A 24555-nucleotide genomic window follows, 5' to 3' on the forward strand; every position below is an offset into this window, starting at 1 on the left:
TCCGCGGACCTAAATCCACCGCGTCTCCAAGTTCGCAATCTCGTCGATGACGTCCGATATTGATGCGCAGCAAATTGACGTACCGTTGCCTTCGTTTCCGCTGAAGACGTACGCTGTCAGATGTGGATGACCTCGTGCCCCGATGGTCACATACCTTGGCCCGGCAAAGTTCTCCGACCTGAACTTCTTCGAGAGGTCTGTTCTCAAGGCGTACCAGGAACACTTCGACCCCCCGGCGTTTCCCCATTCGCTGCGACGTCCGTTCCTATGAAGAATGCATAGAGCTGTTTGGACGCTCGGGTCGTCTTGTCTCAGAGCGGCCCCGGGCGCCGCCTCCCGGGCCGATAGCACGCTACCAAATCGCGCTACGATGAGGCTTCGCGACCCCGCGCGACGGAGCTGAAATGACTCACGACGATGCGCTGACGGCATTACTCGAGTATCTCCGGGACAAGAAGCGATATCAGGTCATCGCCCTGACAGGCCCGTGGGGTAGCGGGAAAACTCATCTCTGGACGGAGGTGTCCGCAGCGCTAGAGACGTCGCAAAACCCGACTGGAGGTGACCGGAAATTAAGCAGCAAGACCGAGGATGCTTCTGAATTGGAACCATCGCCCCTCTATTGCTCGCTTTTCGGTCTCGACTCCGTCGAAAGCGTGCGAATGAAGCTTTTCACTGCGAATCTAAATGACCAGTCTCCGCGAGCGGCAGCGGTCATCGAGAAGGCAAACAAATACCAAGAGCGCATCGAAACAATGTGGGGCGCGGCCGGCGCGCTCGGCAAAGCACTAGGGGCGGCCGTCCACACGGTCGCGGGCGGTGTCGCTGAAGGGTATCTCGGCCACGTTCTAAGGGGCCGGCTGATTGTGCTAGACGACCTCGAGCGGCGAAAGGCATCGCTGGACGTTGTGGAGGTCCTTGGATTTATTGAAAGCCTTCGCGCCCAGAACTGCCAAGTATTGGCCATCTTCAACGAAGAGAAGATTGGCGACGAGGCCTCCCGCAACGCGCTCTCTTCATTTCGTGAAAAAGCTTTCGACATCGAGATGCGCCTCACCACTGAACCGGGTCAGGCTTTTAGAATCGCCTACAAGGATGCGGACTTCTCATTTCTACACGAAGAAACAGTTCGGGACGCCATTATCTTCGCACGCATCTCGAATATCAGAATTGCGAAGCGCGCTATCGCGGTTGCCCGCCATGCGTATGCAGCGTTGCACGGTGAGACCGTGGGTCTGCCGCTGAAGGAAACCATGCGAGCAGTATCAGTCGCGACCAACATTTTCTATGAAGGCCTCCCAGACGCCCCCACGTTACAGCAAGTGCTGAGCGAACTGAAAACCACCCCCTCGGCGCTCTCGCCCGAGGCGGCGGGATGGTTTTATGGTGTCGACTACAAATTTCTGTCTGCGGTGGTCAACCACTTGCAGACCGGCGATTTGCGACAGGCTGAGTTTAAGGATTATTGGATGGTCAAGCGCCAGCACCGTGCGACGTCCGAAGCAGACGCTGCTGCAGACAGTTTTATGCTCCGCACGCTGACGAGACCGAACCTGACTCACGAAACGGTGCTTTCGGAGGCAAACTCCTTGCTGCCTCAGGCCAAAAGCATGAGCCCATCTAAGCTGGCGGCTTTGGTTATTGCACTCCGCGACTCTGGCTATCAACAACTGGCCGGCGCTTTCGCCATGTCGAGACCGCTCCACATCGACCGAACCCTGCGTGTGCCGTCGCCTCGCTTTTCACTTCAAGAAGCAATCACCGTTTTTCTAGGGAACCACTCGGATAACCAGTTCGACCATTTGGAGATGATTTCGACGTTAAACCAAGCCACAGAGGAGAAGTACGTCGCTCTTCTGATGAGCAAAGAATCCTCGAAGCCAAGTTTCTCTGTCGTTCTTGCCTTCCTAAAAAAATGGGCGGATGAACGGTATGGCGCGGGTGGAATGAAACTAGGAATCGCGTTGAATACAGTTTTTGGAAAACACCCCCATACTCGGCGCGAAGCTGTCATACGAGCGCACCTTGCACAGTCCGACGCGTTGGAGGTGATGGAGTATGCAATGGAGTACGCGCGAGACATTCGAAAGCGGGTACAAGAAGCCCCTATTGAGAAGTACGATGACAGGGGGTTGGGTGGAGATGACCACTAGGCGAACCGCTCCCGCTGGCAACAGTCAACACGGCGTCGTGGAAACGAAGATTTAGAGCCCGGTCCCGAGCGGCGGCGACATGACCAAATAAAATGACCCTGAGCGTGTGTCCAAATCAACAAGCAATGTCGTATTGGCTATGGGTGCAATTGAGAGCTCTTACTGAGTTTTGTTTCAGGATGAGCGGTTGCCACAGTATTCTTCTGGTGGCTGTGTCATAGTTCAGCGTGTTACGGCACGGAGGCGACCATGACCACACTCGACAAGATTCAGGCTCGGATGAGGAAACTGCAAGCACAAGCGGAGGCCATCGTCGCTAAGAAAGCCCAAGCTGCGGTGGACCAAATTCGCGAGTTGATGTTGAAGCACGGCTTGACCACCTCCGACATCGAGTCCAAGGCGAAAGCGAGAAGAGACGCAAAGGCAGGCGGCCGCACTGCCGCCAGTCGAGGCGTTAAGGCACCCCTCACTGCCAAAGGAAAGTTGCCCGCAAAATACTTGAATCCAAAAACTGGCGAGACATGGAGCGGACATGCTCGGCCGCCGGCATGGATTAAAGACGTGAAAGACCGCACAAAATTTCTCATCGACGGCGCCCACTCCGCGTCTTTAGCGAAGACGGTCGGAGCGACTAGCGGAAAGGCCTCGGCTCGTAAAGTGCAGTCAAAAGGTGCGTTGCCTGCGAAATATCGTGACCCGAAGTCCGGAGCTACATGGAGCGGTCGTGGCCCTGCTCCGAGATGGCTGGCGTCCGCCAAAGACCGAAGCAAGTTTCTGATTGAGCAAGCATCTGCCGCTCCGGCAGATTCGTCGGCGATTCGCAAGGCGACCACGTCGAAAGGTGCACCTAAGGTCCGCGCTGCGAGCAAGAAACTTGATGCCAAGAAGGTCGCGGCATCGAAAAAGCCTGCGGGCGTAAAGAAGGCTTCAGCGAAGCCAACCGTCACTGCAAAAAAGGTTACTGCTCGCAAAAAGACTGCGCGCAAGGTCGCGCCGACGACCGCGGCAACAGCGCCGGCACTTGACGCAGTGAGCGCTGCATCTGCGTGAGATTGTCGATGCGAGCGGCGCTCGTTCTCGAGGGTGTTTGTGAGTGAACTTCATCAACGTCTAGCCTTGTAGGCATTCATCGAGACCACGCTGTGCAAGGTCGCCGTCAGCGTCGAATTGTGTTTCCGCCGCCATGCTGACATAGCCCGTTGCCGGCATGGCTACCAGCACGCTCGCCTGGTCGGCTGAGTTCGTACGCTTCGTGGCGTCCACGATGATGTACACCGCGTCGAATGTGAGCGGGGCGACGATTTGAACGAGGGCGCTAAAGCATCGCGAACCTGGTCTATAAGTCTTCACCAGCCTTGCCCCTCTTTTCAATCGACCGTGTCCGCCTTGGAATCAGATGACGTTCTCCGTCGCGTCAACTGCAAGGCCGGCAAGCCCATCGGCCAGACGCCGTGGCGAGCATGGGACCCACGGTCATTGAGGGCAAGCGTCCCCGTTCGAGTCAGCGACTTTTCGACAGCTCGCCTCTTGCTCCTCCTCGAAAAATGCTGTGCAGCTCTTGCCATCCCTCGAACCACGGCTCGCGTACCACGGAACCGTGTACGGCTGGCCCGGGTTCGCTTGTGCGTCGTTGACCATGTTTACCGCGAGCGCAGGCATCGAATGACGCTTCACGGCATTGCGTGACTCGGGGTAACCAAAACGGACCTCCTGGATGTGACGGTCCGGCGCGAAGAATAGTTTGTGTATGAAGCGGAGGTGCGTGAGTATCTCGTGGGACTCGTAGAACCGATAAATCCGCGCTTCTGGCATCACTGCGACACACGAGCACGCTTTGGCGTAGGTGTCCTTCGAGGGCGTATCCGCGTGTGCTGTCACCGGGCTCGGGTCAAAAGCGTAGGCTTGAATGATGTCGTCGGGCAGTGCGTACAGGACGTGCTGTGCCAAGCCTCCACCCAGTGAGTGACCAGCCGTGAAGAACCTCACCTTGATTCCACCCGCCGGCTGTCCCTTTCCTGTCCTGAAGTAAGCTATCACCCGCTTGGTCTGCTGCACGGCTTCTTCATACTGGTTCCGGTCGGTGAACCAGTGTGTGAACCAATACAGATTCCCATAGACCCAGTCCTTCGTGTTGTTATTGTCTGTGCCTCGAAAGACCATGACCACGTCCAAGGTGCCTAGCCCTTGCCGCTTCCATACATGGTATGAGAAGCCGATGTCGTCTTGACAATAGCCCGGCACGGCAATTTCGGCCGCCGGAGTCCAGGGACCGCCAAAAGAAGTTCCTTCCAGCACCGCGTGAAGCGACTTTAACGCGTCCAGCTCTTTCGTCGAAGCCCCATCAACAGGCTTCAACGGCTCCGCACCGGGACACGTGTGCGACTCCTCGTATGCAAGGGCGGACATCGCGGCGTAGGGGACGAAGCGAGCCGCTGCCGCATGGCTGTCTTCAAAAATCATCCTGACGCGAGAGGACCGAATTCGGCCGACGTCCTTGCCGAGCACAGATTCACCGTCCTCCGTGCAATCGGTGACGGCGAAGTTTGTACAACTGCATAGAAGTGAGAGGATTATCAGTCCGCTCAACCTCTGAAACCAAAAGAGCGAAGACACATGCAAAGTTCTCATGTCGTACTCCCGCCTCAAGATAAACGAAGGTCAAGCAGCAGCAAGGACGTGAAGAGCTCTGCGGGCAAGAGAGGGCGACAGCCAAGCGTTCTCGACATCGGAGCAAGCATCAATGAAGAACAGTCTGTCCGTCTCTGAACAGGTTGCAAATTGCCAATCGCTCGCCTCGTTGACCGCAAACGTCGCTGGTCGTGGTAGTCCTGCGGCGTCGCATTGATTACACGTTTCACTACAACGACATCAGGACTGAGGTTAGGCAAAGGCCGCCGACAACTCAAGCCGAAGTAGTAGTGAATCAGCGGGGCCACCCTTCGTACGACTCGCTGCCTGTGTTCGATGGACGCTTTTGCTCCGCCTGCTGTTCTTGCTCAACTGTGTGTTTGGCGCTGAACGGTGTTCACCGTCAGACTCTCGGCAACATCAAGGACGCCCACGACATAGCGAACTGACAGTACGGAAAAGGCGCCCATAAAGAAAAAAATCCACTCCCATACGTACGTCTATGGGAACATCAATCTGGATTCGGGCAAGGACTCCGCGAGTGTGAAACGTTTGCGAGGCGCGCGACTGGCTACGTGTGGCATCGTCGACCGCTTACGTCTCAAGAGAACGGAGGATGCTCATGGGCAACAAAAGGCAAGCGGTCACGGAAGGTTGGGTCTACGTCTTATCCAGCGCTTCATACCCCGAGCTCGTCAAGGTGGGATGCACCCAGACCGTTCCAGCCATTCGAGCGCGCGAGCTCTCGAGCACTGGCGTTCCTACTCGCTTCACGATGAAGTACTGCGCGCTAGTGGCCCACCACTTCGACGTCGAGAAGAAGGCCCACATCATGCTCGCCCCTTATCATGAGGCGAAGGAGTTCTTTCGCTGCGGGGTATCGACTGCCCGCGACGCAATCCGTGCGGCCGCGATGAAATACAGCGAACTCCACTACGAACGCATTGCCCCCGGCATTGCCATCGGCGAGTCCTTCGAAGAATCCTCGCGGCTCAAGCATTCAGCTATTCCCGCAGATGAATTCGCCCAATGGGTACGGTCTATCGCGAGTCCAGGCGCTACGTTCATTCAGACCACAGCTCTCTTCGACGCTTGGATGCGGGTTCGCTCGACCGACGCAATTGAGCCTTCCACCACTAAGGCGTTGGTCGATTTGCTTCGCCGCATGGGGTTCGTCCGCACTAGACAAGGCGGAACAGGCTTGCGTGGCTTCAAGGGGCTAAGGCTGCCTTTTCATTCGAAATGAAAACACACCTCGCGGCTGAACCTCGCTATGCCGTCAAGCGGCCCTCGCACGATGCGAGGGCTAACCCTGGTGCTCGCGATACGTGAGCCCGCGCCCATCACATCCTAATCTCGCTCACCAACGTCTTCTTCCCCGCCTTGTAGTCATACATTGAGACCACGCCGTGCAGCAGGTCGCCGTGCGCATCGAACTGCGTCCCGCCCGTGACACCCGTGTAGTCAGTCGCCGGCATTGCCGACAGGACCTCCACAGGGTCGGTTGAGTTTGCACGCGTCATGGCGCCCACGATGACGTACACCGAGTCGCCTGCAAACGGAGCGTTGATTTGGATGGGCACGTTGAAGCGCTTCGCAAACCGTGTCCGGAAGTATTCACCCGGCTTTGCCCATTTTCTCGATGGACCGGCCGCCCTGTGAGCAGATGACGTTCTCCGTCGCATCGCCTGCCGCAGACGGGCGGCAGAACATCACGACCAAACGTGGTCGGGCGCAACAGCGCGTCATCGCTGAGCCCGCGGCCTCACGGCTACCCACTCCGATTCGCGCTTTAGGCCCAAACGGATTGCTGGTCTGACTCAGATAGATATGCCCTCACCTCCTCCGGAATCGAAGGGTCCTCCAGCTGCATTGTCGTAGCGTGTCGCAGATGCTGCTTCGTTAGGCCACCATGGCCAACGCGCGCCAACGCAACTCTCGTTGAGAAAGCTTGTCGGTGAGACGTCGGCTCAATCCTGGTCAGCAGGCCATACATAAAGCGGCTAGGGCGTCGCGGTTGCGGAGTAAGCACCGAGAACGCCAATTCACTTTTCCGTCGCCCTTCGAAATCAACAAGGAACACGCGCTGACCTAACATCATGCAATAGCCATTGTAGGAAAACGAGCAGTGTCGCGGCGTCGATTCATTGGTTAGCGGGAACCGTTCGACGGTCACGCATTCAATCACTGATTCTCGCTCACGAAGCCATACTACTGAACGCAATACCGTCCCCTTCGCAGTCGACGAATGGTGGTAGCGGTAATAGACGCCACAGAGCTCCTTCAAGGCGTCTTCCGACGATGACATCAAGGGCAGAAAACGCAGAAGAGATGGAGCATCGCCCAGGTCGAACGGAAACGCCGGGTCACCCCCGTTGCAGATGACCTTGAATTCAGACGGCTTGCGGAGCAAATCATCTGGCTCCATCGAGAAGAAGCCTGACATTCGTTTGAGCACGCGTGGCGACGGCACCTGCTTTCCTCCGAGGTACCTGTTGAACTGCTGCCGGTTGACGCCCAATTGTCTGCAAAGGTCCGTGACCGAATCAAACGAGTTGCGAAGTAACGCGAGGTTCGAAGCCAGATTGCTGGTCATCCGACTATGGTCCATTCCATCCGCTCCAGATACTGTGTGTTCTTTCGCTCTTCGCTATTTCGTACAGTGTCCCGGCCGTTCCCCACGCGAGGACTAGAAGAACACTTCGCCCTTGCTGTGCTTGATGATGTCCATCACCGCCTCCCTGCTCCGCTTGATTCCCGCCAGCGTCCGAAATGCTGCAGCCTCACCGTCTCCCCTGACGAGTACATCTATCATTGACTGGTAACCATGCTTCCAAGAAACCGACCGGTTGGCTGCGCCGATGCTTAGATAAAGCACTCTTAAGCTTTGGACGTGAAGAAGCTCTAGCATCTGCGCGAGACGACTATTGCCGCACGCTCTGGCGATTCCAACGTGAAACGCCGCATTCGCAAGCAGAAACCGACGCTTTGCATCCGTGTCGTCAAATCGGTATTTGCTCGCACACGGTGCATTGAGTTGCCCCAAAGCGTCTTTGGAGATTCTGCCCGCACTCAGGCGCGCCGTTTCGGGTTCCACCAATTCACGGGTGTCGAAAATCTCGATGACGTCCCTGATTTTGAGCGGGGTCACGACGTGACCCTTGCGAGGCACGTTGACCAGCCAACCGCTCTCGGTCAGCCTCGAAAGCGCGCTCCGAATCGGCGCTTTTGTCACTCGATACTCCTCGGCCAAGGCTTTTTCCGTAACTTCCGTTCCCGGCAATAGGTCGCACGTGATAACGCGTCGCTTTATGTCGTCGAATATCTGATGTTGCAGCGACGGAAACGGGTTGCTTGCGCTGACGTTGTCTGTTGCGTTCATCGCTATCCGCCTAGACGGCTGAGCTCCCACTGCATAGGACGACTAGGACGATGCAATCCGAGCCACTACTGCCCGCCTAGAAAGTGGCCCCCATTAGCCGCACACACAGCAAATGACCCTATCTTGTTCGAGGCATTGACATGTCACAGCAATCGTAGATATGTCACCAAACCCTGTCAAACGCCTCTTAGCGGTGTTTACACCTATCCAAATTTCACCGCTCTGTTTGCGATGCCTCACAAACCGATAACTGGACGAAAGCCGCCCCCTTGCGTGCAGCGAACCTGGCCCTGAGAGTCCCGCCATATAAGGCTCAGCAGGCAAACGGCCAGGTATCAGAACGCTTCTATCGAGATTCAACGCACGCTGACAGAAAGTCTCAGAAAAGCCGTGGAGCGTCAAACTGCGTCAGTCGCAGATGCAGTGCGAAATTGCGTCAAAAAAATCGCCTCGCCAGAATCAGTTTCACCAAGTTGCCACTGAGGCAGATGCAGAAGCACACGGGCCCGCAAGACCTCGATGCACCTGCTCTCGCTGCGCACTATGCCCCGGGGACGGGCATTGTCCTCAACTGGATACCCGGCGTTCCGAGCGGAGGTTGACGGTCCGAAACGCCGCGATTCTGCTGGATGGTACTGAGCCTCATCTATTGTCCTGTGGCCTCTTTTACTTGACCGATGAGAGGCAAGAGAGGCGTGCGTTCAGCGCACGATTCGAATGATTCGGCACGCAACGAAGTACGACTGTTTCTAAGGAGAGCAAAATGGGAGCGTCTCACAAAGCCGTAGCAGTGTTCTTGGCGTCGTTGTCGATTGCGGCAGCTGCTGACACCGGTACCATTCAGAAAATCAGAGACACCGGAACCATCGTGATTGGGAACCGCGAGGTGTCCATCCCCTTCTCCTATCTGGACGAGAACCAGAAGATTGTTGGATACGGCAACGACATTTGCGTTCGAGTCGCGGAGTCACTGCGTAAGCGGCTGAATCTGCCGAACCTCAAAATCGCTTATCAGACGGTGAATTCGACAAATCGATTTCCTCTTCTTGCCAATGGCACCGTCGATATCGAGTGCAACTCCGACGGCAACATGGCCGACCGATGGAACCAGGTCGCTTTCTCCAACACATACTTCCTTGCCGGGACGAGATTTGTCGCGAAAAAGAGTAGCAACTTGCCCACCGTCGAAAGCCTGCGTGGAAAAACCGTCGTGTCGACGGCAGGAACAAACAACCTTCAGCTGTTGTACGAGTTCAACAAGAAGTATGACCTTGGGATGAAGGTGCTGGTCGTCACCGACCATGCCGAAGGCTTCTTGATGGTTCAATCGGGACGAGCAGATGCGTTCGCTTTGGATGATGTGTTGTTAGCGAGTCTTGTCGCCAATTCGAAGACTCCTGACGAATACTCGCTCAGCACCGATACCTTCAAGGTCTTTTACCCATACGGCCCGATGATTCGGCGCGGAGACCCGGAGTTCAAAAAGATTGTCGATGACACCACCGCGGAACTCTACAAGAGCGGCGAGATGCATGCGCTCTATGACAAGTGGTTCGTTAAACCGATTCCACCCAGTGGCGCCGTGCTGAAGCTGCCAATGTCGAAAGAACTCGCAAACGCCCTCGCGACCCCAACTGATTCATACGAGCTCAGCAAATACGGGCTGTAACGTACCCCCCGTCACAAGAGAAATAGTATATCGACCGGAGATACCCATGAGTTACGTGTGGAACTGGAAGGTGTTTCTGCAAATGTCAGTCGATGGAACCCCCTACTACCTTCTCTTGCTGACGGGCTTGATGTGGACGGTCCTCACAGCGGTTTGCGCATGGTCCTTGGCGTTCATTTTGGGTTCAATTGTTGGAGTCGCTCGAACCATGCCGGGCCGCTGGGTTCGCCTGCTCGCCACTTCATACGTCGAGCTATTCAGGAACGTCCCTCTGCTGATGCAGATTTTCCTCTGGTTCTTCGTGGTGCCGGAGTTCCTGCCGCATGGAATCTCCACTTACATCAAGCAGGCCGACAACGGTCCCTTCTATACCGCGGTTCTAGCCATCGGCTTCTTCATGTCATCACGGATAGCGGAACAAGTAAGAACTGGCATCAACGCGCTCCCACGCGGTCAACTTATGGCTTCCACCGCCTTGGGCTTGACGAGAAGTCAATCGTATCGCCACGTGTTGTTGCCGATAGCGTACAGAGTCGTGTTGCCGCCGATGACTTCCGATTTCATGGCAACCGTGAAAAACACGTCCGTGGCAATGACAATTGGGCTGCTCGAGCTAACGGGACAGGCGCGCGCCATGCAGGAGTTTACGTTCCAAACTTTCGAAGCGTTCTCGGTTGCCGCGCTGGTGTACCTCATTGTGAATCTCTTGGTCACCTACCTTATGAGAACGCTGGAAAGAAAGGTCGCTATCCCTGGCTTCATTGCAGTGCGGTGACCGCCATGTTCAAAGACTTTGATTTCCCTGTGATTCTTGGGTCATTGCGATACCTCTTCATCGACGGTATGTCGCTGACGTTGACCATAACTACTACAGCCACTATCGGCGGAATTCTGTTGGGCATCCTGCTGGCTATGCTTCGGCTGAGTGGGGGTCGAGTCGTTCCTAGAATTGCTGCTGCATATGTGAATCTCTTCAGAGCACTCCCGCTCATCCTTGTCATCTTTCTTCTGTTCTTCCTGATGCCATATGTGGGCCAATGGATAACCGGCGATTCCCGACCAGTCCAAGTTGGGGCCTACAAATCTGCGTTGGTCACGTTCACCCTCTTCGAAGCGGCGTACTTTGCCGAAATTATCCGGTCCGGTATTCAGTCGATTCCCCGAGGTCAGATAAGTGCAGCTTCGGCGCTTGGGCTGAACTACATACAACTCATGGGCTATGTCGTCCTGCCTCAGGCACTAAGGAAGATGGCGCCTCTTCTGCTGATGCAAACCATCATCCTTTTCCAAGATACATCGCTGGTGTACGTCCTATCACTCACCGATTTCCTAGGAGCAGCGGCAAAGGTAGCGACTCGGTCTGGTCGTCTCATCGAGATGTATATCTTCGCTGCCGCCGTGTACTTTGTCATTTGCTTTGCAGCGAGCCGGTTGGTTGCAGTGCTGCAAATCCGTATGAGCGCCGCTAATTGAATTGGACAAGAAATGATTTCAATTGAGTCAGTAAGCAAATGGTACGGTCCGAGCTTCCAAGTTTTGAAGGACTGTACGACGGACGTGACAACCGGCCAAGTCGTCGTCGTATGCGGACCATCAGGCTCAGGCAAATCGACACTTATCAAGACGGTCAACGGCCTTGAGCCCATCGACCGCGGTTTGATTCGCGTGTGTGGAGAAGATGTCAAAGCTGCTGGGCGCAAGATTTCGGCCCTTCGGGCCAAGGTCGGGATGGTCTTCCAACACTTCGAGCTTTTTCCCCACCTGAGAATCATTGATAACATCTGCCTCGCGCAGCAGAAGGTGCTCAAGCGGGACCGCGAATCCTCGGAGAGGGTTGCCAATAACCTGTTGGACCGCGTTGGACTTCGTGCACACGCCCACAAGTTTCCGGGCGAACTCTCGGGTGGACAGCAACAACGCGTGGCCATCGCACGTGCCCTCGCAATGGAACCCGTTTGCATGCTCTTTGACGAGCCGACTTCGGCGTTGGACCCTGAAATGATTAACGAGGTCCTCGACGTAATGATTGAACTTGCTCGGGAGGGCATGACGATGATGGTCGTCACCCATGAGATGGGCTTCGCGAGAAAAGTCGCCGATAGAGTCGTGTTTATGGACTGCGGAGAAATCGTTGAAGACACCGCTAAGGATACGTTCTTCGATACGCCTCGTAGCGACCGCGCCAAGTCGTTTCTATCGCGAATCCTTTCTCACTGACACAAAAGAGGCTGCAACGCGTAGCTCTTGGGGTTGGCTAGAACAAAAGTCAAAGGACTCTTTGAATGGACACTATTTTAGTTGGCGCAGGCGTCGCCGGTCTCAGTGCTGGTGTCAACTTGGCGCGGAAGGGAGTTCAAGTCGCCGTTATCGATGAGTTGCCGCCTGCCTCTGGTGCATCATATGGAAACTCCGGCTTCCTTGTTGCTGACACGGCAATGCCGATTGCACTTCCTGGGATGTATAAGAAGGTCCCCTCATGGCTCCTTGACCCAGACGGCCCCCTACGGGTTCGTCCCAGCTATGCTGCAAAGGCTTTTCCCTTTCTGGCAAGATGGCTGTGGGCAAGCCGCATGCAGCAGGTGCACAAGAGTAACGAGGCGATGCGTCGGATTCAAAACCCGGTCTTTCAAGACTGGAAAGCTCTCGTTGCCCCGCAGGTTTACAGCTCCCTTATTCGCGAGACCGGTCAGATTTATCTCTGGGACGGAGTCGGCCCTTTCGAGACGCGGATAGAGGACCTTCTGCGCTCGAAGTTCGACGTGAAAGCCCGCGAGCTGTCTCAGCAGGAAATCAAAGACACCTTCCCCGGCATCACGCCGACGATTGGAAGAGCTATGCTGGTGCCGGGAAACGGACACACAATCAACCCTGGCCGCCTAGTTCAAGCCGTGAAGGATGAGCTTATCGAAGCGGGTGGCGCAATCCTGCATGAGCGAGTGCAACGACTGTGGCCAGCCGCTGACGGAGGATGGTCCGTAATGACGACCGGCTCGCTGCGCAAGTGCCGCAGGGTCGTCGTCGCCGCAGGTGCATGGTCCGCAAGGTTGCTTGCTCCGCTCGGAATTCACGTTCCTCTGGAGTCGGAGCGCGGGTATCACGTCATACTGCCTAATCCGTCCATCAAGCTGGCCGTTCCGATTCTTCACAAAACGGGGTACTTCGGCGCAAACTCGATGGAGATGGGCCTGAGATTGGCAGGAACCGTCGAAATCGCGGGGCTTGAAGCAGAGCCATCGCCTTCGCGCTGCGAAGTGTTGGTCAAGCAAGCTCACAAGCTGTTTCCTGGAATCAAGCACGATGAGCCGATTTTCTGGATGGGCCATCGCCCCTCCCTGCCCGATTCGGTACCAGTAATCGGAGCCGTTCCGGGCTTCAAGGGCCTGTTCACCTGCTTCGGGCACGGTCACTGTGGACTTACCGCAGGTCCGACCAGCGCGAGACTACTCACCGAAGTGATGGTCGGAGCATCTGATGGAGCCGATTTGCAGGCCTATTCCATTTCAAGGTTCCGTTGATAACCGAGTGCTAGTTGCCGGCTAGACACACAGACCTTTCTGCGATTGACGCTCAAACGAGGCGATGGCCCGGTTACGCAATGCATTATTCGCGTCACACAGCAGCCGAGTCAGCCCAATTATTCCGCTTGCCTGCATTCGCGGTCGCCGATGTAGCTCAAGAGCCGGCGAAACAACGCCACGCGATGGGAGCCTCCGTTGCTGCGAAGGCTCCTACCTTGCGCATAGTGGCCCTCAATCACAAACAAACGGCTCGCCAGTTGCGGGCATGCTCATGTGAATAACGCGATGAGAAACGCTCGCCTTCACGAGCGTCCCCTCATCATGCGACGCCAAGTTCACTGGCTTGCGCCGCCGCCCACCCCCGCCTTCTTCTGCGCGTTTTGAAGGTCCTGCGGGTAATTCGGGTCATTGCCCCTCGCAGGGTTGTAACCGGCGTCCTCAAGTTTCTTCAATTCGGCGTTCTTCTTCGCCCGGGCCTGCTTGCGGGCAGCCTTCTTTTGCGCTTTGTCTGAGTGCACTGCAGGCGCAGACGGGGTGGTTGCGGAGCCAGCGTCCTGCGCGTAAGACAACGACGGCAAAGTGGCCGCAAGTGCTACAACGACCACAGAAGACAGCGGTAACCAGAACTTTGCTTTCATCGAAACTCCCTGGGTTGAATGCGACAGCTGTTTAGATGAACCGATACCCCTCAATGGAACTCCATGCATCGACTCGAGCAGGAGGCTGAGCCGACTGGCCTCACGGCGCAGTCAGTACTAGCCATTCGCGTTCCTTACGTTATCAGATTTTCTTCCAAAAACCATTCGTTTCGACGCTTCCCCGTGCGAAGCAAGTGACGCAGTTAGCGAGCCCGTTGAAGCAATATGACGCACACATTCGCGACATAAAGCGAAACGCCCTACTTCGCCTCAAAGGCACTGCTTCACGCACCCTCGCAAAACTATCGCAGTGTGACGCACTCGTTTTTCCTTGCAACGCGTAGACGGTTTTCGCTTGTTACTCTGACGCTCGGCGTGTTGTTGAGCAACCGAATTAGCGCGTAGCACGCCCTTGATTTTTTGAGCCTGGAACATGCCTTGCACCTGAGGGAACCGCTGCAACAAATCATTTCTCCCAGAATTTCTTCTCGCTAAAGAGGTCTGCCGTGGATAAGCCCGACCCAGATTACGTAGATTGGCTGGTTAGTAAATCAATGCTCCAGCAAGTCAGGGCTCGCGCGCGAAAGTACGCTGGTCAAGCACGGCTTTGGTTACATCCCTATGCGGAAGCGCGACCCCGCGTTGCTTGCGCCATGTCATCAGTTTGGTTCACAGCGTATCCGGGTGCGGTGATAACCCCTCCTGGCGATTCGGTTCTACGTACATTAGGCAGCGACTCGCTATGGCGAGCGCTCTCATCCATCGGAATACAAGCGATTCATCCGGGGCCGACTAAGCTCGCCGGCGGACTGGAAGCCCACTCATTCACCGAGTCAGTCGATGGCAACTTCGACCGTATAGGACTTGAGATTGACCCTCGCTTCGGGACAGAAGATGAATTCATTGCCATGAGCCGAATGGCGGCCGCTCACAATGCGGTAGTCATCGACGACGTCGTTCCGTCGCATACCGGAAAAGGCCCGGATTTCAGGCTCGCAGAGATGAGCTACGGAGACTACCCGGGCCTCTATCACATGGTAGAAATCAAGGAGGAGGACTGGGTCCTACTTCCAGAGGTTACCGACGGAAAGGATTCGGTCAACCTACTGCCCGAGGTAGTAGATGTCCTGAAAGAGAAGTGCTATATCGTCGGACAACTTCAGAGGGTCATCTTCTTCGAGCCGGGAATCAAGGAGACGGATTGGAGCGCAACGCGGCCAGTTCTCGGTGTAGATGGCATTAAGAGGCGTTGGGTGTATCTTCACTATTTCAAGGAAGGGCAGCCGTCTTTGAACTGGTTGGACCCCACGTTCTCTGCTCAGCAGTTAATCATCGGTGACGCACTTCATTCACTCGATGTCCTTGGCGCGCGAGGCCTTCGTCTTGATGCTAACGGCTTCTTGGGAATCGAACGGAGGGCGCATGCCAACGCCTGGTCCGAAAGCCATCCACTCTCCATAACAGGAAACCAGCTCATAGGCGGCGCTATTCGGAAGGCCGGCGGCTTTAGCTTTCAAGAATTGAACCTGACCGTGGACGATATCGCCGCAATGTCTAAGGGAGGCGCTGACCTCTCGTATGACTTCATCACGCGGCCAGCTTACCAGCACGCATTGCTAACGGGTGACACCGAATTCTTGCGCTTGATGCTGCGCACCGTTCATCAGTATGGTCTCGACCCAGCATCACTCATTCATGCCCTCCAAAACCACGACGAGCTGACACTGGAGCTCGTGCACTTCTGGACCCTGCACGCGAACACCACATTCACTTACCAAGGTCAGACATGGCCCGGGAATATTCTTCGTGAGCACATTCGCGAAACGATGTACGAGCGCTTGACTGGCGAGCATGCTCCCTACAACCTGCGGTTCGTCACGAACGGGGTCTCTTGCACGACAGCAAGCATCATTGCGGCGGCGCTCAACATTCGAGAGCTCGATGCAATGACCGAGGATGATAAGGCGAATATCCGGCAGATTCACCTACTACTAGCCATGTACAACGCGCTTCAGCCAGGTGTCTTCGCGATATCTGGCTGGGACCTGGTCGGCGCCCTGCCCTTACCGATGGGATTGGTCGAGGAGCGCATGAGCGACGGAGACACTCGTTGGATTCACCGCGGCGGGTACGACCTTACTGGAGAGAACCCGTCAGAAGAGTTGTCCGTCGAAGGGTTGCCAAGAGCAGTATCTCTCTACGGCCCGTTACCTGAGCAGTTGGCCAATCCAGAGTCGTTTGCCTCACAACTCAAGCATCTCCTAGCCGTCCGCGAAGCCTACAAGATTGCGTCAAGCAAGCAGATAGCTATCCCCGACGTCGCATCTCCGAGCCTTCTTGTCATGGTGCACGAGTTGCCCGCGGGTAAAGGTACACAGGTGACCGCGCTGAACTTCAGTGCACACGCTGTCGAGGAAACTATCTCTTTGCCGGGCGTTGCTCCTGGGCCCGTAGTGGACATGCTCGCGGAATCGGTACTCGGCGACCTGGATGAGTTCGGGACTTTCAGGCTCACCTTGGAGGGCTATCGAGGAGTTTCGTTGCGCATTGTGAGCTCATTGCCACCAGCCATCGTCGACGACCCTGACATCCCGTAACGCAGAGCTGTTCAACGAGTTTTGTCCGGGGACGCGTCGGCTCCAATGCGGCGTTGCCTTCCTGCACTCAGACAGGCCTTCCAATTTCAGAGGAATTCTTCTGGATTCGAGGGCCCTACATCGACGAGAACGCATTTCAGAACCGAAGCGAAGGCAACCGTGTGGCGATGCGGGCGCGAGGAAACACCTACTTCACGCGCTGCACGTTTATGCACGTTTACATTCTTGATATTGCACGATACCATAGCGGCATGAACGACGAAATCCCGCTCGGAAGAAGAGAAACCATCGCAGCCCGCCTTGCCAACGGCGACGCGGTTGTAGCCGCTGCGCTCGCGGTCGAATTTGGGGTTTCCGAAGACGCCATACGGCGGGACCTACGGGCGCTGGCGGCAGAGGGACGGTGCCGGCGGGTGTATGGTGGGGCGCTGCCTATTCCGACTGACGACGTACCAATCGCTGCGCGGATTGACAAAGCGCGCGACCGCAAAGAGGCGTTGGCGCGACGCGCCGTGTCGTTGGTTCGTCGAGGCGAATTATTGTTTCTTGATTGCGGCAGTACCAACTTCGCCCTTGTTGACTATCTTCCTGAAGACTTCGAATTGACGGTCGCAACGAACTCAATCGATATCGCAGCGGCGGTGCTCCGACGGGCCGACCTCAAGCTCATATTGATTGGCGGTGAAGTCGATACGGCTATCGGAGGTGCCGTGGATGCGAGCGCGGTAGAAAGGGTCTCCGCGCTGAACTTCGACCGAAGCTTTGTGGGCGCTTGCTCGGTGTCGGTCGAGCACGGCGTCAGCGTCTTCTCGTTGGCCGATGCATCGTTCAAGCGAGCGGTTATGGCGTCAAGCAGGCTCTCGATGGCGCTTGTCACGTCGGAAAAATTGAAAGCGCGCGCGCCATATCGAGTATACCCGTTAAGTGCTTTCGCAACCTTGGTCCTGGAGTCCGACGTCTCGACTTCTGAACAAAGCCGCATCGCGGAGGCCGGTCCATCTGTATTGACTGCAGCGAAGCGTTGACCTCGCAAGCAGGCGCCTGAGGCATCTTGAGGAAATTATGTCTGTGAACTCGCCGGCGAGTCGGCTTGCGACACGTCTCGCCTTCCTAGCGGCGGGCTTCAGCATATCGTGCTGGGCTCCCCTCGTACCTTTCGCTAAGCAACGGCTGGCCGTCGACGATGGTGTTTTGGGCCTCCTGCTTCTGTGCCTCGGTGTTGGGTCTGTCGTCGCGATGACTTTTTCGGGCGGCCTAATCGCACGTTTCGGCAGCAAGCCGGTCATCCTTTTCGGCGGCACTGGAGTCGCGCTACTTCTCCCACTCCTAACGGTAGCCAGCACTGAGCTCGAACTAGCACTCGCTTTGTTCCTTTTCGGTGCATCTCTCGGTCTGCTCGAAGTTGCGATGAATGTTCACGCGGTAGAAGTAGAGGCCGCATCTTCTCGTCCTCTGATGTCGGGGTTTCACGCGTTGTTCAGCATTGGCGGCTTCGCTGGAGCAGGCTTTATAACACTGCTCCTGTCGCTGAAAGTCAATCCGCTCTTCTGTACGCTTCTGAGCTCGCTCATTGTGTTGTCCGCGGTGTGCATTGCGCGACCGCGATTCCTTCCTCCCATCAAAAGCGATAGACCGCCTCTGTTTGTCGCCCCGCGCGGAATCGTCATCCTTGTTGCTGCGCTTGCCGCAGTTTCATTCCTTGCCGAGGGTGCGTTACTAGATTGGAGCGCCTTGCTCATTACGAACAAGGAGCTGGTTTCCACCGCTCAAGGTGGCTGGGGCTACATGCTTTTCGCGGTCGCAATGACTGCGGGAAGACTCTCAGGCGACGCCATCACCGCACGATTCGGAGACAGACTCACGATGTTTTGGGGCGCCATTCTGGCAATTGTCGGGTTCTCCGTGCTTTTAACTGGCCAAATCGCGCTCATCGCTTTGGCCGGATTCGTTCTTATCGGGCTTGGCGCATCGAACATCGTCCCCGTCTTGTTCCGTCAGGCGGGTGTTCAGAAGGCGATGCCCGCCTCGCTTGCGGTCTCAGCGATATCCATTGTTGGTTACGCTGGGTATCTCACTGGACCTGCGGGAATAGGCTTCGTGGCGAAAGCACTCAATCTCGAGAGCGCTTTCTGGCTGCTTACTGGGCTGTTGTGTGTCATTCCCTGCTGCGCGCAACTCGTCACTCAACGCCGAGCTTAAAGAATGAACGCGATGACCATCTCTCATGTAGCGTTGTGGACAAAGGACCTGTCCGCCAGTGCCTCGTTCTGGAACCACTACTTTTCGGCTGAGGTCGGGGAAACCTATCATAGCAAGCGCCGTCCCGGCTTCATCTCGTGCTTCATTACGCTCCCAGGTTGCGAAACAAAAATTGAGCTCATGACGGGACCATGGCTGTCACCCGCGCAAGAACCAGAGCATTTTGGTTGGGACCACGTCGCGATTTCGTTGGGCAGTCGCGCTGCGGTAGATGAGTTGGCAGCACGGTGCGAAAAGGATAGGCGCTTGTTGTCAGGCCCAAGGCCTACCGGTGACGGATTCTACGAGGCAGTGATTGCGGCCCCCGACGGCACGCGAATCGAAATCACTGTCTGACTGCTTGCTTAGCGCGAACGGGGCCGTCCAGAGACTCCGTTCGCAGCTGGGCTTGTGACCTCGCGGTTACCAATAGAGTGCCGGCGACGACAGCCAACCGGACGCGCGGCGTCCCCAATATTCGCCATGCAAACGGCCGGTTACGGAACCCGGCGCGCTGCCTAGCGTTGCGCCATTCACAGTTGCGATTGGCAGCAAACCACCGGCGGTCGTCGTCAAGAACGCTTCATCAGCATCCTGCAACGCTGCAACTGACAAATCAACTTCCGCTGCCTCAATCCCGACCTCTTTCGCAATCTCAAGCACCGTCCGTCGCGTCATACCATCGAGCGCACTCGAGCGCGGTGTAAGCAAATGGCCATCCGAAACCGCAAAAACATTGAAGCCGGGGCCCTCAGCAACGTATCCTTCGATGTTCTTGAGCAGGACCGTGTCTTGGCCGTGGTCAAGCGCTTCGAACAAGCCCATCTCGAAGTCCAACCAGTGATAGTGCTTGATGAGAGGGCTGACCGACTGAGCTGGAACGCGACAAATATCGCTCACATGTACTTTCAGTCCGCGTTGCTGCGCCTCGGGGTTTGCAATCCAAACATAGGGGATGGCGAAGGCGTGGAATCGGTTCTTGCACAGCCGCGGGTCACGGCTTCCAACCGGCGGCGTCCCACGAGTCATAATGATTTGGATGTACGCGTCTCGCCACCCCCCCATAGCGACGAGTTTTCGAACCACGTCTCTCACCTCATCGCGGCTGAGCGGGTTTTCCAGACGCAGCGACTTCCACGACCGTTCGAACCTTTCAAGGTGGTCTTCCAATCGGAAGAACTGTCCGTCGTAGACCGAGATGGTGTCTTGGCACGCATCTGAGCGTGTGAAACCCCAGTCGAGGAGCGAAATTCGCGCGTCGGCGACGGGAACGTATCGGTCATCCGTATAAGCGATACCGGCGGCATATGCAGGGCCGAGCGCCTGATAAGGCCATTCAGAATCTCGCTTCGGAAAGTTGAGGGTCACTTGCTCCACTTGCGCTGTATTCAAATCTTGCACGACATCTCCTTGGAACTCGCGCGCCGAAACGAACGGCGCGCTTCGCATAGATTGGGACGGTTCGATATCAAAGCTTCATGATGTCGACGAGGGTCTTCTTTCCGTCCTTGTAGTCGTAAATCGACACCACGGGCTGTTTCAGGTCGCCGTTGGGAGCAAATTGAATTCGACCAGTCACACCGGTGTAATCGGTCCTGGGCATCACCGCCAGAATCTTCGCGGCCGACACCGACTGCGAGCGCTTCATCGCGTCGACGATGACATACACAGCGTCGTAACTAAAAGGAGCATACGTCTGCACGGGTACCTTGAATCTGTCCGTATACTTTTTCTCGAACTTCAAGCCTCCCGGCATTTTCGATAACGCCATTCCGCCTTCCGAGCAGTAGACGGATGCGGAACCGGCACCAGCCAATTCTGGAAGGTTGGCGGTGCAGCCACCGTCGCCCATCAGAACCTTCGAGTCAACCGCGAGCTGCTTAGCCTGTTTTGCGAACGGCCCCCCCGTTGCGTCCATGCCGCCGTACATAATGACGTCGGGGCGCTGCGCCTTCAACTTTGTCAAGATTGCGCGGAAGTCGATTGCCTTGTCGTTCGTCACTTCGCGTGGAAGCACCGTCATTCCGAGCGTCGAAGCACTTTTCGCGAACTCGTTCGCCAGACCTTGGCCATAGGCCGTTGCGTCGTCAACAACGCCGACCCTAATAGGCTTGAACGTTGCCTGCGCGTACTTCGCGAGAGCCGGCCCCTGTTGAGCATCCGTCGCAACTAGCCGAAACTCTGTCTTGAAGCCCTGTTGCGTCAGAACCGGATTGGACGCCGCCGGAGTGATATTCGTTATTCCTGCGTCGTTGTACAACTTTGAAGCGGGGATATTGACGCCCGAATTGAGGTGCCCCACCACCGCGATTACACCGTCGTCAATCAAGCGCTGAGCCGCTTGCGTGCCTTGCCTCGGGTCAGCAGCATCGTCTTGCGAGTCGAGCTCGAGCGTAACCTTCTGGCCTGCGATGACCAGACCTGCCTGATTTATCTCGTCAACAGCAAGCCGCGCGCCGTTTTCGAGGTCCTTGCCCTGATGAGCCAATCCACCGGTGAGCGGCGCGATGTGGCCGATTTTCACGACCGTGTCTGCGTGAACCGTGGGCGCAATCGAGACGCCGGCTAACGCAGTGCATGCAAGCCAAAGAGACTTTCGAGTTCTCATGTCTGCCACCCCGAACTTGGTTAATCATCCGCCGAAGTTCCGCCCGACGGGATGTCGTTTGAAGGACTCTTGAGTGTCCTTAATCAAGTATTGGTCGGGGTGGAGCCCTTCTCAACTTCGCTGGCTTGGAAAAAAATGCGCGCTATGACGCATGCTGCGCTTAAAGGTGCGCAAACGGACGGGCCCGAATTTCTCTGCAGAGACGTCAGTCTTCGCCGCCCCAAACTGTGTCCGCCCCAGGACGGCAAAGATAATTACGGATTTCCGGTGGAATCGAAGCGTCGTCAGGCCGTAGTACGGTCGCCTGCCGTAGATGCTGTCGAGTCAGCTTTGTATTCGACACATGGTGCAGAACGAGGCGCGTCGAAAAGGGTTGGCGGTAAGAGGACGAAGCGACTGCTGAATAAATGCCGTACAGAAAGCGAATTGGGCGCCGAGGCTGCTGCGTGAGAATTGAAAGCGTAACCTCGTTGCGCTGCTTGCTCTCCGAGTCGATAAGGAACAAACGGTCGCCCAATGCAAGACAGAATCCGTGATAGGTAAACGTGTATCCCGAGCGAGCGCTGCCGTCCAGTAGTGGGAAGCGCTCAATCGTGACGTACCTAGCAGTGCCGTCGCGGACGTATAGCCAGGTCACAGACCGCAGCACCATTCCCTTGTAGATGGATGAGTTGTGATAGCGATGGTAGACGCCGAGCATTCCACGCATCGCTTCACCCGAACTGCCAACCGCTGGAAACATCTTGACTAGCTCGGGTGCACCTTGAAGTTCAAACGGCAAGCCCGGGTCGCGCTCTTCGAAGGCACGTTTGAACGCTGCTGGAGCCAATAACAGTTGAGCAGGCTCAATGAGAAAGTGGCGGGCTATTTTCTGAATTACCTTCTGAGCCGGAAGGTGCTGCGCAGCCACATACTTATTGAACTGCTGACGGTTGATATCGAGCTTTCTACAAAACTCGGAGGCCGAGTCGAACGTGTTCGCCAGATGGCTCAGGTTGGCCGCTACGTTTTTCAGGTCTTGTTCACGGTTCATAGTCGAGCAGCGCGTGTATGTGTATGAGGCGGTAACTCAGCTCATTTTCCTTATGCGTCCGGTCGAGTCAAGGAGTCAGCACACGAGCAAAAAAGCCTGCGTTCACCGGCCCGAGAACCGAGGCGACGAATTCGCGCAACATGAGCTGATAGCCAGTCGTGGGAAGCAGCCGAGGGTATGTCTTCGGACTTGGGATGCGACGCCTCTGTCCCTAAAAACTCTGCTGGCTTGCGTAGCCGTGGCAGCAGACGCGCCAGGTTAGCCACATCCGAAGAAAAGGATGCATCGAGGACGACAACTCCTCAGCGATGATTAAGGCGAATCACGTGCGCGGTGGCGTCGTTTTCTCGGAGTGCCTCAGTCACAATCCGCGTCGATTCCTTCGCAATTTATAAGGGAAATCCCCTAAAATCTCGTCCACCCTTCGCACACTGACGCAGTAGCTGCGTCGGTCTGCTGCACGGCGAACTAGCATGCGAACTACAACCCCCGATTTTGGCAACGTAAACTGCATTGACCTCGCGAGAGATATCCATACCACACCCACAGAACGGACACTTGGATAGACGAAGAGGTTTCGGACGCATCCGTCTGTCTAGCGTGATGTTCCGCGCACGAAGAAGCATACAGCGCATTTGAAGCACTTCGAGGAGACACTAACAATGGAAGGCATCGCAACCCACGTGGGGACCGAGAAGAATCGGTCCGCAAGCGATTCGGCTGATGCAGAATACGCCACCGGCCTTAACCGCGCACTGAGTGTTAGCGACCTCATCGCCTACGGCATGGTCTACATGCTGCCCATCTCGCCGTTTGCAATGTACGGCATCATCGCGAGCGTGGGAAACGGCATGGTGCCGTTGATTTACATTCTCAGCGTAGTTGCGATGGCCTTTACCGCGCGCAGCTACTCAGTGCTGAGTAAGGAATTCCCTCACGCCGGGTCCGCTTACTCGTACGCGAGGCACGGCATCGGCGAAGTCGCAGGCTTTTTCGCTGGCTGGCTTCTCTTTCTCGACTACATCATTAGCCCCGGCCTGCTTGCCATCATCAGTGCTGCGGCGATGAACAGCTTCATCCCTGAAATCCCCCGCTGGGGATGGATTCTTGGCTTCATCGGAATCGGCACGTTCCTCAACCTCGTAGGTGTCTCAGTTACGGCTAAGACCAATCGCGTGTTCCTCGTCATCATGCTGGCGGTACTCGCCGTCGTGGTTGGAGCCGGTTTGTTCGCCCTCTACTCTGGGAAGGGTAACGGCGGCTTGACAATGAGCACGCTCTACAATCCGCACACCTTTACCTGGGCCGCCGCCGGCAGCGGCATCCTTATCGCTTCGCTCAACTTCTTGGGATTCGATGCAATCACTACGCTGGGTGAGGAGGTGAAGCCTAAACAGAAGCACCTTCTCGGCTTCGCGGGCATGGCGACACTGGGCATTATGGCTGTTCTCTTTGTTTTGCAAACATGGGTCGCAGCCGATTTGACGCCTGGCGCTCACATCTCCTCTCCGGACACGGCTTTCTATGACATCTCGCGTTATGCGGGTGGAAACTGGCTCTTCGGCCTTACCTCCATCGGCACCGCATTAGCTTTCGGTATCCCCTGCACAATTGTCTCGCAACTCGCTATTTCTCGAATCATCTACGCGATGGGCCGAGACCGTCAGTTGCCTCACGTGTTTGCACGCGTGAGCACCAAGAGCCAGCAGCCTTATGTTGCGAACCTTTTCGTAGCAGGAGTCTCTCTCGTCGTGTCGCTGGCATTTCAAGACCGTCTCGATGAGTTGGCCCTCTTCCAGAACTTCGGTGCCCTTTCAGCATTCATTCTGGTGAATGTCTCCCTGATTGGCTATTTTTGGTTCAAGAAGGGGTCACGAAAAATCATCTCTCACATGGTCATGCCGCTCATCGGCCTCGCTATCATCGTGGCCCTCATGTCGTCAATGCGAATCGCGACACTGCAGATGGGGGTAATTTGGCTTGCACTCGGACTCGCCTATTACCTCGTCATGCGCTTTGGCTTGGGTCGAAAAGTCGCGCTCGAAGTCTAACGAGGCAATGAAGTAGAGGAACTGATTAAGACCGGGACAG

At 56.1% G+C, this 24555-nt stretch carries 21 protein-coding genes; 13 read left to right on the plus strand and 8 right to left on the minus strand.

Annotated features, from left to right (window positions below; all coding sequences use genetic code 11):
- Positions 1-404 precede the first annotated feature (404 nt).
- Both U4Y90_RS02290 and U4Y90_RS02295 read left to right on the plus strand, forming a co-directional pair.
- Positions 405-2153 carry a P-loop NTPase fold protein gene (locus U4Y90_RS02290; protein WP_321791775.1) on the plus strand — a complete coding sequence of 583 codons (1749 nt, stop codon included), beginning with the start codon at positions 405-407 and terminating at the stop codon, positions 2151-2153.
- Between the two features lie 249 nt (positions 2154-2402).
- Positions 2403-3203, plus strand: coding sequence for an H-NS family nucleoid-associated regulatory protein (locus U4Y90_RS02295; RefSeq protein ID WP_321791776.1), 801 nt, complete (start codon positions 2403-2405; stop codon positions 3201-3203).
- Positions 3204-3626: 423 nt separating this feature from the next.
- Here the strand turns inward: U4Y90_RS02295 and U4Y90_RS02300 are convergent, their stop codons facing one another.
- Positions 3627-4781 carry a hypothetical protein gene (locus U4Y90_RS02300; protein ID WP_321791778.1) on the minus strand — a complete coding sequence of 385 codons (1155 nt, stop codon included), beginning with the start codon at positions 4779-4781 and terminating at the stop codon, positions 3627-3629.
- A 622-nt stretch (positions 4782-5403) separates the two neighbouring features.
- Here U4Y90_RS02300 and U4Y90_RS02305 point away from each other — a divergent pair.
- Positions 5404-6027 carry a GIY-YIG nuclease family protein gene (locus U4Y90_RS02305; protein WP_321791780.1) on the plus strand — a complete coding sequence of 208 codons (624 nt, stop codon included), beginning with the start codon at positions 5404-5406 and terminating at the stop codon, positions 6025-6027.
- Positions 6028-6124: 97 nt separating this feature from the next.
- Here the strand turns inward: U4Y90_RS02305 and U4Y90_RS02310 are convergent, their stop codons facing one another.
- The 3 genes from U4Y90_RS02310 to U4Y90_RS02320 all read right to left on the minus strand — a co-directional run bounded on the left by U4Y90_RS02310 (position 6125) and on the right by U4Y90_RS02320 (position 8163).
- Positions 6125-6364 (minus strand): hypothetical protein, encoded by a 240-nt coding sequence (locus U4Y90_RS02310; RefSeq protein ID WP_415749280.1) that lies wholly within the window; start codon positions 6362-6364, stop codon positions 6125-6127.
- A gap of 209 nt (positions 6365-6573) precedes the next feature.
- Positions 6574-7377 (minus strand): helix-turn-helix transcriptional regulator, encoded by an 804-nt coding sequence (locus U4Y90_RS02315; RefSeq protein ID WP_321791782.1) that lies wholly within the window; start codon positions 7375-7377, stop codon positions 6574-6576.
- A 93-nt stretch (positions 7378-7470) separates the two neighbouring features.
- Positions 7471-8163, minus strand: a complete 693-nt coding sequence (locus U4Y90_RS02320; protein ID WP_321791783.1) for a GntR family transcriptional regulator — start codon at positions 8161-8163, stop codon at positions 7471-7473.
- Positions 8164-8926: 763 nt separating this feature from the next.
- Between U4Y90_RS02320 and U4Y90_RS02325 the strand changes: the two genes are divergently transcribed.
- The 5 genes from U4Y90_RS02325 to U4Y90_RS02345 all read left to right on the plus strand — a co-directional run bounded on the left by U4Y90_RS02325 (position 8927) and on the right by U4Y90_RS02345 (position 13347).
- Entirely contained in the window at positions 8927-9832 is a 906-nt protein-coding gene (locus tag U4Y90_RS02325) for an amino acid ABC transporter substrate-binding protein (protein ID WP_321791785.1), read from the plus strand.
- 46 nt (positions 9833-9878) lie between these two features.
- Positions 9879-10607 carry an amino acid ABC transporter permease gene (locus tag U4Y90_RS02330; RefSeq protein WP_321791787.1) on the plus strand — a complete coding sequence of 243 codons (729 nt, stop codon included), beginning with the start codon at positions 9879-9881 and terminating at the stop codon, positions 10605-10607.
- Positions 10608-10612: 5 nt separating this feature from the next.
- Positions 10613-11305 carry an ABC transporter permease subunit gene (locus U4Y90_RS02335; RefSeq protein WP_321791789.1) on the plus strand — a complete coding sequence of 231 codons (693 nt, stop codon included), beginning with the start codon at positions 10613-10615 and terminating at the stop codon, positions 11303-11305.
- A gap of 12 nt (positions 11306-11317) precedes the next feature.
- Positions 11318-12049 (plus strand): amino acid ABC transporter ATP-binding protein, encoded by a 732-nt coding sequence (locus U4Y90_RS02340; protein WP_321791791.1) that lies wholly within the window; start codon positions 11318-11320, stop codon positions 12047-12049.
- A 65-nt stretch (positions 12050-12114) separates the two neighbouring features.
- On the plus strand, positions 12115-13347 hold the full coding sequence (locus U4Y90_RS02345) for an FAD-binding oxidoreductase (protein WP_321791793.1): 1233 nt from the start codon (positions 12115-12117) through the stop codon (positions 13345-13347).
- A gap of 338 nt (positions 13348-13685) precedes the next feature.
- Here the strand turns inward: U4Y90_RS02345 and U4Y90_RS02350 are convergent, their stop codons facing one another.
- Positions 13686-13988 (minus strand): DUF4148 domain-containing protein, encoded by a 303-nt coding sequence (locus U4Y90_RS02350; protein ID WP_321791794.1) that lies wholly within the window; start codon positions 13986-13988, stop codon positions 13686-13688.
- Positions 13989-14494: 506 nt separating this feature from the next.
- On the opposite strand from U4Y90_RS02350, the gene treS reads away from it, so the two are divergent.
- The 4 genes from treS (at position 14495) to U4Y90_RS02370 (ending at position 19180) form a co-directional block, all read left to right on the plus strand.
- Complete coding sequence (treS, locus tag U4Y90_RS02355; protein ID WP_321791796.1) at positions 14495-16585, plus strand: maltose alpha-D-glucosyltransferase; 2091 nt, start codon at positions 14495-14497, stop codon at positions 16583-16585.
- Positions 16586-16794: 209 nt separating this feature from the next.
- Positions 16795-17610, plus strand: coding sequence for a DeoR/GlpR family DNA-binding transcription regulator (locus U4Y90_RS02360; RefSeq protein WP_321792557.1), 816 nt, complete (start codon positions 16795-16797; stop codon positions 17608-17610).
- Positions 17611-17647: 37 nt separating this feature from the next.
- A complete protein-coding gene (locus U4Y90_RS02365) occupies positions 17648-18784 on the plus strand; it encodes an MFS transporter (RefSeq protein WP_321791798.1) in 1137 nt (378 codons plus the stop codon).
- Between the two features lie 3 nt (positions 18785-18787).
- The gene (locus U4Y90_RS02370) at positions 18788-19180 is read left to right on the plus strand and encodes a VOC family protein (protein WP_321791800.1); all 393 of its coding nucleotides are present in this window, start codon (positions 18788-18790) and stop codon (positions 19178-19180) included.
- Positions 19181-19246: 66 nt separating this feature from the next.
- Here the strand turns inward: U4Y90_RS02370 and U4Y90_RS02375 are convergent, their stop codons facing one another.
- The 3 genes from U4Y90_RS02375 to U4Y90_RS02385 form a co-directional block, all read right to left on the minus strand.
- On the minus strand, positions 19247-20224 hold the full coding sequence (locus U4Y90_RS02375; protein ID WP_321791802.1) for an aminotransferase class IV: 978 nt from the start codon (positions 20222-20224) through the stop codon (positions 19247-19249).
- 67 nt (positions 20225-20291) lie between these two features.
- A complete protein-coding gene (locus U4Y90_RS02380; RefSeq protein WP_321791804.1) occupies positions 20292-21431 on the minus strand; it encodes a branched-chain amino acid ABC transporter substrate-binding protein in 1140 nt (379 codons plus the stop codon).
- Between the two features lie 205 nt (positions 21432-21636).
- A complete protein-coding gene (locus tag U4Y90_RS02385) occupies positions 21637-22464 on the minus strand; it encodes an XRE family transcriptional regulator (RefSeq protein ID WP_321791806.1) in 828 nt (275 codons plus the stop codon).
- A 662-nt stretch (positions 22465-23126) separates the two neighbouring features.
- On the opposite strand from U4Y90_RS02385, the gene U4Y90_RS02390 reads away from it, so the two are divergent.
- Positions 23127-24515, plus strand: a complete 1389-nt coding sequence (locus tag U4Y90_RS02390) for an APC family permease (protein ID WP_321791807.1) — start codon at positions 23127-23129, stop codon at positions 24513-24515.
- The last annotated feature ends 40 nt before the right edge of the window (positions 24516-24555 follow it).

It is taken from the genome of Caballeronia sp. J97 (assembly GCF_905220305.1).
In the GTDB taxonomy this organism is placed as follows: domain Bacteria; phylum Pseudomonadota; class Gammaproteobacteria; order Burkholderiales; family Burkholderiaceae; genus Caballeronia.